The sequence below is a fragment of the Streptomyces sp. NPDC048639 genome (genome assembly GCF_043199075.1).
In the GTDB taxonomy this organism is placed as follows: domain Bacteria; phylum Actinomycetota; class Actinomycetes; order Streptomycetales; family Streptomycetaceae; genus Streptomyces.
Genome location: NZ_JBICVP010000003.1, coordinates 649,810 through 662,999 on the forward strand (window position 1 = coordinate 649,810; position 13,190 = coordinate 662,999).

Genomic DNA, 13,190 nt, shown 5'->3' on the forward strand with positions numbered 1-13,190 from the left:
CGGGAGCGCTGGTGCTCCGTCGTTCCCGCGCCCGGCGACGACGCCGGGCGGACGGGTCACTTCTTGAAGCCGATGTCCTCGTAGCGCGGGGTGGCGAAGCCGAAGGCACCCACGTTCACCAGCTTCGAGTCGACCGCCACGAGCTGCGGCCGCTGGTAGAGCGGGATCGATCCGGCCGCGGCCCAGATCCGGGCGTCGGCGCGGCGGACCAGGGCCCTGGACGCCGCCGAGTCCAGCTCGGTGACGGCCTGGTCGAAGAGCTGGTCGATGTGGTCGGTGCCGACCCGGGTGTAGTTCTGCTCGACGATCAGGGAGCCGTCGGGCGCGGGCTGCGGCTTGGCGAAGATCGGGCGGGCGTCGGTGGCCGGGTAGGCGCTGGCGGGCCAGGACCAGAGAGCGAGGTCGTAGTCGCCGGAGGCGATGTGGTCCTTGAAGTAGCTCTCGTCGGCGACCTTGGTGACCTCCGTACGGATACCGATCTTCTCCAGCATCGTGGAGATACGGTTCCCGGCCGTGCGCAGCGGCTCGGTGCCGGGCCCCGTCGGGAGGACGAAGCGCAGGGTCAGGGGCTTGCCGTCCTTCTGCAGGGTGCGGACGTCGGCGGGCTTGGCGTTGCCCGCGCCCTTCTCCCCCGTGTCACCCTTCTCGTCCTTCTCGCTGCCCCTGTGCCCGGCGAGCCCGCCGCGGCTCTCGCGCCAGCCCGCCGAGGTGAGCAGGGCCTGGGCGGCGGCGGTGTCCCGGCTGCCGAGGGCGGCGCTGTTGTCCCGGTACCCCTGCTGCCCGGCCATCATCACGTGGCTGCCGAGCGTCTGCACGGGCAGGCCCAGCGGCTGGAGCACGGCCTTGGCGATGGCCTGGCGGTCGATCGTACGGGCGATCGCGCGCCGCACCCGCTCGTCCGCGAGCGGACCGGTGGAGCCGTTCAGCGCGAGCTGGGTGTAGGCGGGCTCCAGCGACCGGCGGACCGCGTAGCCGCGGAGCGCCGCCGCGCGGGCCTGACCGGCCTGGCGGGCGTTCTCCTGGCGCTTGCCCTCCGCCCTCTTCTCGGTCCTCTCCTCTTCGTCCCCGTCGGCCTTGCCGTCCGTGCGCTCGTGCGCGTCGCGGGCCCGGTCCTCGGCCCCGGCCGCGCCGCGCTCGCTCTTCGGGATCTGCTGGCCGCCGCCCTTGGGCTTGGACGCGCCTTCGATCTGCTCCACGACCGGCCGGTCGACCTCGGCGACGTCCAGCCGCCCCTTGGCGAGCTCGTCGGCCCGCTTGTCACGCGGGACGGCGGCGAAGACGAGCTTGTCGAGCCTGGCCTTGTCGCCCCACCAGTCCGGGTTCCGTACGAGCGTGACCGAGCCCTTCGCCTTGCTCTTCAGCTCGAAGGGGCCGGCGGTGGCCTCCAGCTTCTTGCGGGCGCCGTCGTTGAAGGCGTCCGGGCTGCCCATGACGGCCTTCGGATAGAGGGGGGTGAAGAGCGAGCGCCAGTCGGTGTACGGCTTGGCGAAGGTGACCCGCACCTCCTGCGGGCTCTTGCCCCGCTCGATGCTCTCGATCCGGTCGTAGCCGGCGTTGCGCGCGGTCCAGTAGGCGCGGTCCTTGCCGCTGAGTGCCTTCCACTGGGCCACGAAGTCGGCGGTGCCGAGCTTCCGCCCGTCGCTCCAGGTGGCCTCGCGGTTGAGGCGGTAGGTCACGATCTGCTTCGGCTCACGCTCGGTGACCTCGGCGGCGCTGAGGTAGTTCTCGTTCCGCGCCGGCTTGCCGTGCTCGTCCAGGGTGAACAGCGAGGGCAGCACGGCACCCGCGATGCGGTCGCTCGCGGCGTCGGCGTCCGACTGGAAGGTGTTCAGCGTCGCGGGCACCGCGTCGATGGCCCAACGCAGGGTCCCGCCGTCCTCGACCCTGCCGCGCCCCGTCATGGCGACGTCCTTCGGTACGGCCGTGGCAGTCGGCGTGCTGGGGGAGTCGCTGCACCCGGCCAGGACGGGCAGCGGGACCAGCACACCCGCGGCGAGCAGTGCGATCGTGCGGCGCCGGAGACGTGCGTCCGGCCCTGATCGCGATGCGCGTGATGCACGTGGGGTACGTGATGCCGCCCGGCCGCCGCTGACGCCGTAGATGGACATGACCTGAAAACCTCCGTGCCGCACACTTTTGGGTGCTTATGCCGCTCATCACATCTATTCCTGGACCACTGAAATCGACTGGTTCCACTCGGGCACGGCGACACGGCACGGAAGCCCGGATTCCCACCCGTACGGCGGCAGGCGGCACATGTGTCGCATCGGCTCACAGGGGGCGCACGGCAGCGCCCGTTCCCGACACGAAAGGGCAATGTTTGTAGATCCCTAGCCAAGGCAGGATGTGACGCGCGACACTCACAGGCGCATCAGCGTTGGCAAGCGTTGGCCCGCAAGCGCGGAAGTGGAGGGCAATCCATGTCCGTATCGGACGATCTGAAAGCCGCACAGCGCTCGCTCGACGAGCTGACTCGATCCTTGGGCCGGCTGGAACAGCAAGTCGGTGGCAGCCTCGAAGTCCGCCGCGTGCGCACCGACGCGGCCCACCTGCGCGAGAGCCTCGCCCTGCTGCGTGACAGCGCGGGGCAGGGGCGGACACAGGCGCCGGCCCGCCACCCGGAGATGGTCACCATCCCGGACACCCCGTACAACAGCGCCCTGTGGACCGATGCCGAGGACGAGGGCCTCGGCGCACGCGACCGTCACGCGCCCTAGCGCGTCCCGTGGTGGTGCGACGGGCCCGCGCCGGGTCCGTCGCACCACCGCGTCACCGCCGTCGCACGCGTTCACAGCCGACCCTCACTCCTACTCGGAGTCATTGAATTGGCCACTGGTACCGAACCCCGAACGGGCACCGACGAACCCAGTGACGCGCGTGGCGGAGTGCACTCCGCCACGCGCGCCGCCATCCCCGCGCGCCATCTGCGGACCGACCGCTGGTGGCTGACACCGGCCGTCACCGCCGCCGGGCTGCTCGCGTTCGTCGTCTACTCGTCATGGCGCGCCTTCGCGAACAGCGACTATTACGCGGCGCCGTACGTCTCGCCCTTCTACTCGCCCTGCCTCGCGGAGAACTGCGAGACGATGCGGGGCGGACCGAACTGGGAGATCCTCGGGAGCTGGTGGGGTCTCTCCCCCGCCCTGCTGATCCTGATCTTCCCGCTCGGCTTCCGCCTGACCTGCTACTACTACCGGAAGGCGTACTACCGCGGCTTCTGGGCGTCGCCCCCGGCCTGCGCGGTGGCCGAGCCGCACCGGAAGTACTCGGGCGAGACGCGCTTCCCGCTGATCTTCCAGAACATCCACCGGTACTTCTTCTACGCGGCGCTGCCGGTGGCCGGGATCCTCACGTACGACACCGTGCTGGCGTTCCGGAACTCCGACTACGAGTGGGGCCACATGGGCCTCGGCACGCTGGTCTTCCTGGCCAACATCGTGCTGATCTGGGCGTACACCCTGTCCTGCCACTCGTGCCGGCACATCGTCGGCGGCCGCCTGAAGCACTTCTCGAAGCACCCGGTGCGCTACCGGATGTGGGGCTTGGTCGGACGGCTCAACGAGCGGCACATGCAGCTCGCCTGGGCCTCGCTGATCAGCGTGGCAATCGCCGATTTCTATGTCTATCTGCTCGCCACCGGCGCCTTCGCCGACCCGCAGATCTTCTAGACCGCTTCTGAGAGGGATCCAAAGACGATGACGCAAGTCGACCGGCAGGCGTGGGACGTGGTCGTGGTCGGCGCCGGCGGCGCGGGCCTGCGCGCCGCCATCGAGGCCCGCGAGCAGGGCATGCGCACCGCGGTCATCTGCAAGTCGCTGTTCGGCAAGGCCCATACGGTCATGGCCGAGGGTGGCATCGCGGCGAGCATGGGCAATGTCAACGAAGGCGACAACTGGCAGGTGCACTTCCGCGACACGATGCGCGGCGGCAAGTTCCTGAACCAGTGGCGCATGGCCGAACTGCACGCGCGCGAGGCGCCGGACCGCGTGTGGGAGCTGGAGACGTGGGGCGCGCTCTTCGACCGTACGGCCGACGGGAGGATCTCCCAGCGCAACTTCGGCGGCCACGAGTACCCGCGCCTCGCGCACGTCGGGGACCGTACGGGCCTGGAGTTGATCCGCACCCTGCAGCAGAAGATCGTCTCGCTGCAGCAGGAGGACTTCAAGGAGTTCGGCGACTACGAGGCGCGCCTCAAGGTCTTCCAGGAGTGCACGATCACCCGCGTGCTGAAGAACGACGGCAAGGTCGCCGGAGTCTTCGGCTACGAGCGGGAGTCCGGACGGTTCTTCGTCATCGAGTCTCCCGCGGTCGTGCTCGCCACCGGCGGCATCGGCAAGTCGTTCAAGGTGACCTCGAACTCCTGGGAGTACACCGGCGACGGGCACGCGCTCGCGCTGCTGGCCGGAGCCCCGCTGATCAACATGGAGTTCGTGCAGTTCCACCCCACCGGGATGGTCTGGCCGCCGTCGGTGAAGGGCATCCTCGTCACCGAGTCGGTGCGCGGCGACGGCGGGGTGCTGCGCAACAGCGACGGCAAGCGCTTCATGTTCGACTACATCCCGGACGTCTTCAAGGACAAGTACGCGCAGAGCGAGGACGAGGGCGACCGCTGGTACGAGGACCCGGACAACAACCGGCGTCCTCCCGAGCTGCTCCCCCGCGACGAGGTCGCGCGCGCCATCAACTCCGAGGTGAAGGCGGGCCGCGGATCCCCGCACGGCGGGGTGTTCCTGGACGTGTCGACGCGTATGCCCGCCGAGGTCATCAAGCGCCGACTGCCGTCCATGCACCACCAGTTCAAGGAGCTGGCGGACGTCGACATCACCGCCGAGGCGATGGAGGTCGGCCCGACCTGCCACTACGTCATGGGCGGCGTGGACGTCGACCCGGACACGGCGGCCGCGAACGGCGTACCCGGCCTCTTCGCCGCGGGCGAGGTCGCCGGCGGCATGCACGGCTCGAACCGGCTGGGCGGCAACTCGCTCTCCGACCTGCTGGTGTTCGGCCGCCGTGCCGGGCTCCACGCGGCGGAGTACGCGGCCGCGCTCAGCGGCGGCGAACGGCCCGCCCCGTCCGACCTGGACATCGATACGGCCGAGGCGGAGGCGCTCCGGCCGTTCAGCGCGGAGGGCCCGGACGCCTCGCACCCGGACGGGCGCCCGGCCGAGAACCCGTACACGCTCCACCAGGAGCTCCAGCAGGCGATGAACGACCTCGTCGGGATCATCCGGCGGGAGGGCGAGATGGGCGAGGCACTGCACCGGCTGGGCCGGCTGCGCGCCCGGGCACGCGTCGCCGGTGTGGAAGGCCACCGCCAGTTCAACCCGGGCTGGCATCTGGCCATCGACCTGCGGAACATGCTGCTGGTCAGCGAGTGCGTGGCACGTGCGGCCCTGGAGCGCACCGAGAGCCGGGGCGGCCACACCCGCGACGACCACCCGCAGATGGACCGCGACTGGCGGCGGGTCAACCTGGTCTGCTCGCTCGCCGACCCCACGGGTTCGGTCGCCGCCTCCGACCCGGAGCGTGGCCAGATCCGGCTGGAGCGGCGCGAAATGCCGCCGATCCGCGCCGACCTGCTGGGCCTCTTCGAGAAGGAAGAGCTGGTGAAGTACCTGACGGACGAGGAGCTGACCCAGTGAGCGCGGACACCACCCCCCAGCAGACCGCAACAGGCGCGTACCAGGCGCACTTCAAGGTCTGGCGGGGCGACACGGACGGCGGCGGTCTGGAGGACTTCCGCATCGAGGTGAACGAGGGCGAGGTCGTCCTCGACATCATCCACCGGCTCCAGGCCACCCAGACCCCCGACCTCGCGGTCCGCTGGAACTGCAAGGCGGGCAAGTGCGGTTCGTGCAGCGCCGAGATCAACGGGCGGCCGCGGCTGATGTGCATGACGCGTATGTCGGTCTTCGACCGCGACGAGACGATCACGGTGACGCCGCTGCGGGCCTTCCCGGTCGTACGGGACCTGGTGACGGACGTGAACTTCAACTACCAGAAGGCGCGCGAGGTTCCGTCCTTCGTCCCGCCACCGGGGGTGGCGCCGGGCGAGTACCGGATGCAGCAGGAGGACGTCGGGCGTTCGCAGGAGTTCCGGAAGTGCATCGAGTGCTTCCTGTGCCAGGACACCTGCCATGTGGTGCGCGACCACGAGGAGAACAAGACCGCGTTCGCCGGTCCGCGCTTCCTGATGCGGATCGCGGAGCTGGACATGCATCCGCTGGACGCGGCGGCGGAGTCCGGCCTCGACCGCAAGGCCACGGCGCAGGAGGACCATGGTCTGGGCTACTGCAACATCACGAAGTGCTGCACGGAGGTCTGCCCGGAGGGCATCAAGATCACGGACAACGCCCTGATCCCGCTCAAGGAGCGGGCCGTGGACCGTAAGTACGATCCGCTGGTCTGGCTGGGCAACAAGATCCGCCGCCGGACCTGACGGCACGGCGAGGCCGCGTCGTTCTCCCTGGCGCGTGAGGGGGACGACCGCACAGCAGCGGGAGGATCGGCGGTGTCCGACCGGGCGAAAGCCCGGCAGGGCACCGCCGATCCGCGTCGGGGCGGGGGGGCGGGGCGCGGAGTGCGGGGGCGGGGGGCGGGGTGCGGGGTGCGGCTCGCACCGGCGGCGAACATGGCTCCCGCGCCGTGGCATGGAGCTGTACGGTCCGCTGCTCGGGCGGAGCGCCCTTCAGACCGCGGCTCAGCGGGAACCGGTGGCGCGCTACGGTCCGTCGTCGAAGGGGCGGCGGCCCCAGGCCGAGATCATGGGCGCGGTGGCGAGATCGAGGCGGCCGGCCGCGATGTTGGCGAGGTGCCGCTCGATCTCCTCGTCCGTGGCGAGGCCCGCGGCGGTGAGCTTGTCACGCACCTGGTGGACGGTGGCCGCCTCCAGGACGTCGCACTGCGGCGAGGTGATCGGGAAGTAGGCGTCGGCTTCGACCTCCGCGAGGCCGGCCTCGCGGAGCAGCCGGGGCAGCTTGCGTCCGTAGGCGAGGTCGGCGCCGCGCTGTTGCAGCAGCTGACGGAAACCGCGGCGCAACCGGTTGGCGAGCTCCTGCTCGGGGCCGTACTCGTCGGGGCAGATCAGCGGCTGCAAGGCGGGGTCGGCGTCCTCGATGAGCAGCCGGCCGCCGGGGCGCAGCGCCTGGACCATGGAGCGCAGCGCGGCATCGCGGTCCGCGACGTGGACGAGGAGCAGGCGGGCGTGGATCAGGTCGAAGGGCCCGGCGGGAGGTTCGTCGAGGGCCACGTCGTGGCGGAGCACCTCGACCCCGTCGGCAGCGGCCCTCTCGGTCCAGGAGACGTCGATGTCGGTGGCGAGCACGCGCCCCCGGGGCCCGACGCGCTCGGCGAGCCACGCGGGGACGGTCGGCCCACCTGCGCCGACCTCCCAGCACTGCCACCCCTCGTCGATCCCGACGGCCTCGAAGTGGCGGAAGGTGGAGGCGTCGAAGAGGGCCGACAGCGCGTCGAAGCGTGCGCCCGCCTCGGCCTGCCGGTTGTCCAACAGGTATCCCTCGTCCTGGCCCATGAGCCGATCCTGTCACGGCCGGAGGGTGGTGCGGTTGCGCGTCGGTCGTGCCCGGGACCTAGTACAGGCTCAGCAGGGCTTCGACAGGGTCCGCCGCCGGGGTCTCGCCGTCGGGGAGGGCGAGTTCGAACCAGACCGTCTTGCCGCGCGGGGTGCGGCGGCTGCCCCAGCCCGCGCTGAGCAGGCCGACCAGTTGCAGCCCGCGGCCGCCCTCGTCCGTGTCACGGGCGCGGCGGCGGCGGGGCTGGACCAGGCCGCCGTCCCACACCTCGCACACCAGCGTGGTGTCGAGCAGCAGACGCAGACGGATCTCCCCGCCCGGCTCCCCGAGGGGGATTCCGGCGCCGTACCGCAGGGCGTTGGTGACCAGTTCGCTGACGAGCAGTTCGGCGGTGTCGACGAGTTGCTCGTGGCCCCAGGCGGTGAGCTGTTCCCGCGTCAGTTCGCGGGCGCGGGCGACCGACTTGGGCTCGGTGGGCAGCTTCCAGTCGCCGACCGACTCCGCGGGCAGGCCCTGGACGCGGGCCATGAGAAGCGCGATGTCGTCCTCGCCGTGGCGGGTGTCGAGGCTGGCGAGCACCCGGTCGCAGAGGTCCTCCAGCGGGCTGGAGTCCTCCGTTTCGGCGGACGGCGGCCGGTCCGTGAGAGCCGTACGGAACGCCTGGAGGCCCTCGTCCAGCGGATGGTCGCGGGACTCGACGAGACCGTCGGTGTAGAGCGCGAGGAGCGCGCCGTCCGGGAGCTCGACCTCGATCTCCTCGAAGGGCTCGCCGCCGACGCCCAGCGGCATGCCGGTCGGGACCTCCAGCATCAGCGCGGACTCGCCGGGCTCGACGAGGACGGGCGGCAGGTGGCCTGCGTTGGCGAACGTACAGCGCCGGGTGACCGGGTCGTAGACCGCGTACACGCAGGTGGCGAGGTAGACCTCGGAGAGGTCCGAGGAGCGCGAACCGGCGGTGGTGCTGCGCTTGGTACGGGTGTCACCGTACGCGCCGGCAGGGGAGCCGAGGCCGCGCGCGATCTCGTCGAGCTGCGAGAGCACTTCCGCGGGCTCCAGGTCGAGGAGCGCCAACGTCCGTACGGCGGTGCGGAGTTCGCCCATCGCCACGGCCGCGCGCAGGCCGCGGCCCATCACGTCGCCGACGACCAGGGCGGTGCGGTGGCCGGGGAGCTGGATGACGTCGAACCAGTCGCCGCCGACCTCGGTGGCGGTGTTGCCCGGCAGATAGCGGCAGGCGATGTCGAGCCCCGCGGCCTCGGGGTCGCCCGGCGGCAGCAGGCTGCGCTGGAGTATCAGCGCGCGCTCGTGCTCGCGGCGGTAGAGGCGGGCGTTGTCGATGCAGACCGCGGCACGGGCGGCCAGGTCGACGGCGAGGGCGGTGTCGCGCTCGCCGAACGGCTCGCTGCCCTTCGTACGGGAGAACTGGGCCAGTCCGACGACGGTGTCGTGGGCAACCATCGGGACGGCAAGGGTCGACTGCACCACGGCGGCGCCCAGTTCGGGCGCCTCGTCGCCGTCGCGGCCGGGGACGACCTTGGGGTGCGCGGTGCGCAGGGCGTCGGCCCAGGCGGAGTTGAAGGGGAAGCGGTGGACCGCGCCGACCTCGATGGCGTGCGGCTCGCAATTCTCGCCGCTCGCGCGGGTGGGGAGGGTGACCGGGGCGTCGGCCACGGCGCTGGCGAAGGCGACGCGGCGCAACTCCGCGCTGCCGTCGGCGAGTCCGGGCGGGGTCTCATCTCCGGTGAGCAGCCCCTGGTAGAGGTCGACGGAGGCGAGGTCGCAGAACTGCGGCACGGCGACGTCGAGGAGTTCGCGTGCGGTGGTCTCGAGGTCGAGGGAGTTGCCCATCCTGGCGCCGGCGGCGTTGAGGAGGGCGAGGTTGCGCCGGGCGCTGGCGGCTTCGCGCTCGGCGTTGCGGCGCCGGGTGACGTCGGTGGCGAGACCGGCGACCCCGATCGGGCGGCCGCTGCCGCTGTGCAGGCGGTAGAGATTGACGGACCATCGGCGGCGCTCCGATTCGCCGGGGACGGTTCCCATCAGCTGAAGGTCCGTCACCGAGCTTCCGGTGTCGAGGACTTTGCGCAGTGCCCCGTTGAGGCGGTCCGCCTCGACCGGGGTGAGGTAGTCGTGCGGGGCCGCGCCGCGGTGGGACTCGGCGGTGCCGCCGAACACGGCCGCGAAGCGTTCGTTCGCGCGGAGGATCTTCAGGTCCGTGCCGAACAGCAGGAATCCCATGGGAGATTGGCCGAAAACTGCCTGCGAGGCGGCCAGGTCCGTCTCGATGCCGCGCAGGACCCGGGCGTCCACGACGATGCAGACCGCGCCGCGGCCGCCGCCTTCGGCCTCGGCCGGCATCACGTAGACCTCGGCGAGGCCGTGGGGCCGGGCGCCCGCGCTCGTACGGAAGGGGAGGAGGCCGACCCACTCGCGTCCGTCGAGGATCTCGGCGACCTTGCGCTGGCCGTGGTCGCGCAGCTCGGGCGGGACGAACGCTTCGACGGGGTCCTTGCCGATGGCTTCGGGGGCGGATATCCCCAGGAGCTCGGCGGCGCGCTCGCTCCACTGGTCGATGCGACCGTCGGGGCCGAGGGCGAAGGAGGCGACCCTGATGTAGTCGTATATCGACCCGGGCGGGCTGCTCTGCCACACGGGGGCATCTGCCGACTCATCGGGCGTCCCCGCCCCGGCTGGTATGTCGCTCACGCGCCCGTCCCCTCCAGCTCACCTTGCCCGGACCGGCCTCCGCCGAGTATCCAGCACCTCAGCCATCCGGAACACGGCCTTCACGATCACAGCACTGTCTCATTCGAGGGTCAGCGGACAGCCCCCGGAAGGTCACAGCCATGCATCACGTCGGAGAAGCTGCGGCCCGAATCAGTCCCGTGATCAGCACTACTCCTTTCTTCTAACCGGGTAGACCGAGCTCGAACCACACCGTCTTTCCCGCGCTTTCCCGTCGCGTCCCCCAGCGACGGGACGTACGCGACACGAGCTGCAGACCGCGCCCCCCTTCGTCGTCGGGCCTCGCGTCCCGTTCCCTGGGCAGATCGGGCATCGGGTCGGACACCTCGACGAGCAGTGCGTCGTTGCGGATGCGCCGGATGCGGACACCGATCGGCCCGGTCGCATGGCGCAGCGCATTGGTGACGAGTTCACTGACCAGCAATACGGTCACGTCGCTGACTGCGTTCAGACCCCACTCATTGAGGGTTGAACGGACCAGGGCTCGGGCGGCCCGGACGGCCCCCGCCTCGGCCGGAAAGCTCCACGAGGCCGCAGGCTCGGGCGTGGTGTGCGCAGCAGGAGGTCTCGCTCGGGGAACCCCTGCAGAGTCGCTCACGCCGACCACATCCAGATCACTGGCAGACCCCGGTGTCCGGTTTCGGGGGATTTTGGTACGCCTACAGACGGCATACCCGATATCGAGGTCCGCTATAGACGCATTTGGCGCACTGTGGCATGAAATGACTTATCGGACTAGCCTGCGGCTCGCCCGAGCAGACGCACTGCTTCCGCCACCGCGGGCCGGTCCTGGTCCAGCCAGTCGACCTCGTCCACCCGGTCGGGTGTGAGCCAGCGGAGTTCGTCGTGGTCCTCCAGCGGCCGCGGCTCGCCCGCGACCAGACGGGCGGTCCAGACCCACAGCACATAGCCCGGCTTGAGGGGCCATGCGCCGGGAACCCGTACGAGGGGCTCGACTTCGACGCCCAGCTCCTCGCGAAGCTCGCGGACCAGAGCCGCCTCGGGCGTCTCGCCGGGTTCCAGCTTGCCGCCGGGCAGTTCCCACCGGCCGGCCAGCTCGGGCGGCGCGCTGCGCCGCGCGGCCAGCAGCCGCCCGCCGTCCAGTACGGCGCCGCCGACCACGATCCGCGTCTCGTCTCCGGTCACCCGGGAACCCTACGACGGTGGTACGGCTCGCCGGTGCGGGGCAGCCTCACGGGCGCAGCAATCCCGTCGGCGTACGGCTCAGGTCGGGCCGGAGCCTCGCGTGGGTCCTGAGGCCCGAGGCACCATCAGGGACCGTCCACCCAGGGGCGGGAGGGGGACAAATCTGGTGCGCGGAGGTGCGGTCCGATGCGCAGGGGTGCGGCCGGTGCACGGAGGTGCGGCCGGTGCACGGAGGTGCGGCCGGTGCACGGAGGTGCGGCCGGTGCGCGACTGCGGGTCCCCGCCGCAGCCCGGCGGAGGGGAGGGTTCCGATATGCGACTGCGACGCCCGCGGCGGGGCGGGGCCGACGCTCAGGACGGGGTGCGGCGGCCTATGCGCTCGACCGAGTAGAGCTGCTTGTGGCCCTTTGCCTCCAGGCCGGCGGCCACCCGCTCGGCCTCGGCCCTGGTGGCGTAACGACCGACGCGATAGCGATTGCCGTTCTCGTCCTGGCGTATGACGAGCCATGGCAGCACGGCGCCGCTGTCGCTCATCGCCTCGCCCCTCGCGCCGTCGCGCATTTCCACGCGCGCAGCGTTCTGACCTGTGAGGAAATCGCGATCCGCATATGCCGAGCCTACGCCCGACCTTCACGCAACGGATACGTCTTTTCACAAAGAGGTACCGTTCCGGCCACGCGTTCGGGCTCGGGCCGCTCCGTCCCGGCAGAACCGGCCGCACCCGGGCACCGGCAGGCACCGCAGCGGCGGAGGTCGCGTCGGGATGATCGTGAGCGCGGGACACAGTACCGGGTGCGGCGGACCGCGCCTCAGGGGGTGCCGCCCACCCACCGGTGAGCGACCGGGCGACGCGTAGAGCGGTGGGACTGCCGCTTGAAGTCCCCACTGCCCGGCAGGTCGTACGCGATACCGCGTACGACACGGGCACGGCCACGGGTGCCACGTACCGCGCGGGCCCCGTGATGTACCGCCGCGCAGAAAACGTAGGCTCTGGCGGCCCGACAGCCCGACGGCACGGCGGATTTCGCGCCGCGGTGGTGGTCGCGGTCGAGGTGCGGCGACTCTCGCGGCGCGGTGGCGTTCGCGGTGTGGTGGCTTTCGCGGGCGGTGGCCCCTCACCGTGCGGCGCTGTGGCTTTCTGGGACACGGCGGCGTTCGCAATGCGGCGGATCTTGCGGTCGGTGGCTCTCGTGGAGCGCGGTGGTGGGGCGGTCGCTCGGCTCGGGTGGGGATTGATGTCCTGGTGGCGACCCGGTGGTGGGTGTTTCAGCATCCGGGCGGCCGGGGACGTGGCTGCGCCGGGTACCGGAAGTACGGCCGTCGTCCGGTTCCGCGACAGACCGGGCATGGCACCCCGCCTGGGTCGTTGATTGAGCCCGACCCCGGGAACTCGTTGTCGAAATGCTTGACCGGAGGCAAGCAACTCCACAACGGGCGCCGCAGAAGAGCGCGCGGACCCTGGGCGCCTGCTGGAACCTGCCGTGTCACCGTCCCCTGCCGCGGACACGGACTTCGGCCGTGCCCCCTGCCCGCCCCGATGCTCGCTCCGAGCGCCGCAGGCGCGAGACGAGACCGGTGAGCCGATGGAGCCGTTGTGCATCGTGATGGTGGGGCGGTCTGCCTGTTCGTGGGGTGGGGACGTTGCCCGGATGGCGGCCATGGTGTGGGTGGTTGAGCATCCGGGCGGCCAGGGACCCGGCTGGGCCGGGCACCCGGAGGTGCGGACGTCGTCCGGTCGCACGACAGACCGGGCAAGGCATCCGGCCCAGG

Annotated in this window: 10 protein-coding genes; 4 read left to right on the plus strand and 6 right to left on the minus strand. The window is 71.3% G+C overall.

The window, feature by feature from the left end:
- Positions 1-56 precede the first annotated feature (56 nt).
- Entirely contained in the window at positions 57-2,108 is a 2,052-nt protein-coding gene (locus ACGFNH_RS11130; RefSeq protein ID WP_393652754.1) for an ABC transporter family substrate-binding protein, read from the minus strand.
- A gap of 312 nt (positions 2,109-2,420) precedes the next feature.
- On the opposite strand from ACGFNH_RS11130, the gene ACGFNH_RS11135 reads away from it, so the two are divergent.
- From ACGFNH_RS11135 to ACGFNH_RS11150, 4 genes are all read left to right on the plus strand, one after another.
- Positions 2,421-2,717, plus strand: coding sequence for a hypothetical protein (locus tag ACGFNH_RS11135; protein ID WP_393652755.1), 297 nt, complete (start codon positions 2,421-2,423; stop codon positions 2,715-2,717).
- A gap of 108 nt (positions 2,718-2,825) precedes the next feature.
- Entirely contained in the window at positions 2,826-3,668 is an 843-nt protein-coding gene (locus tag ACGFNH_RS11140; protein WP_393652756.1) for a hypothetical protein, read from the plus strand.
- Between the two features lie 27 nt (positions 3,669-3,695).
- Positions 3,696-5,642 (plus strand): fumarate reductase/succinate dehydrogenase flavoprotein subunit, encoded by a 1,947-nt coding sequence (locus ACGFNH_RS11145; RefSeq protein WP_393652757.1) that lies wholly within the window; start codon positions 3,696-3,698, stop codon positions 5,640-5,642.
- Positions 5,639-6,439 carry a succinate dehydrogenase/fumarate reductase iron-sulfur subunit gene (locus ACGFNH_RS11150; RefSeq protein ID WP_393652758.1) on the plus strand — a complete coding sequence of 267 codons (801 nt, stop codon included), beginning with the start codon at positions 5,639-5,641 and terminating at the stop codon, positions 6,437-6,439. The genes ACGFNH_RS11145 and ACGFNH_RS11150 overlap by 4 nt, the downstream gene beginning before the upstream one ends.
- A 282-nt stretch (positions 6,440-6,721) precedes the next feature.
- Here ACGFNH_RS11150 and ACGFNH_RS11155 read toward each other — a convergent pair whose 3' ends face one another.
- From ACGFNH_RS11155 to ACGFNH_RS11175, 5 genes are all read right to left on the minus strand, one after another.
- Positions 6,722-7,531, minus strand: coding sequence for a methyltransferase domain-containing protein (locus tag ACGFNH_RS11155; protein ID WP_393652759.1), 810 nt, complete (start codon positions 7,529-7,531; stop codon positions 6,722-6,724).
- A 58-nt stretch (positions 7,532-7,589) separates the two neighbouring features.
- Positions 7,590-10,235 carry a SpoIIE family protein phosphatase gene (locus ACGFNH_RS11160; RefSeq protein ID WP_393652760.1) on the minus strand — a complete coding sequence of 882 codons (2,646 nt, stop codon included), beginning with the start codon at positions 10,233-10,235 and terminating at the stop codon, positions 7,590-7,592.
- Positions 10,236-10,437: 202 nt separating this feature from the next.
- Entirely contained in the window at positions 10,438-10,881 is a 444-nt protein-coding gene (locus tag ACGFNH_RS11165; protein WP_393652761.1) for an ATP-binding protein, read from the minus strand.
- A 128-nt stretch (positions 10,882-11,009) separates the two neighbouring features.
- Positions 11,010-11,399, minus strand: coding sequence for a (deoxy)nucleoside triphosphate pyrophosphohydrolase (locus ACGFNH_RS11170; RefSeq protein WP_393652935.1), 390 nt, complete (start codon positions 11,397-11,399; stop codon positions 11,010-11,012).
- Positions 11,400-11,771: 372 nt separating this feature from the next.
- The gene (locus ACGFNH_RS11175) at positions 11,772-11,954 is read right to left on the minus strand and encodes an SPOR domain-containing protein (protein ID WP_393652936.1); all 183 of its coding nucleotides are present in this window, start codon (positions 11,952-11,954) and stop codon (positions 11,772-11,774) included.
- Positions 11,955-13,190: the final 1,236 nt, after the last annotated feature.

Excerpts from the sequence above, each read along its gene's own strand:
- ACGFNH_RS11130 (WP_393652754.1), bottom strand. The coding sequence starts at position 2,108 with ATGTCCATCTACGGCGTCAGCGGCGGCCGGGCGGCATCACGTACCCCA.
- ACGFNH_RS11135 (WP_393652755.1), top strand. The coding sequence starts at position 2,421 with ATGTCCGTATCGGACGATCTGAAAGCCGCACAGCGCTCGCTCGACGAG.
- ACGFNH_RS11145 (WP_393652757.1), top strand. The coding sequence starts at position 3,696 with ATGACGCAAGTCGACCGGCAGGCGTGGGACGTGGTCGTGGTCGGCGCC.
- ACGFNH_RS11155 (WP_393652759.1), bottom strand. The coding sequence starts at position 7,531 with ATGGGCCAGGACGAGGGATACCTGTTGGACAACCGGCAGGCCGAGGCG.
- ACGFNH_RS11175 (WP_393652936.1), bottom strand. The coding sequence starts at position 11,954 with ATGAGCGACAGCGGCGCCGTGCTGCCATGGCTCGTCATACGCCAGGAC.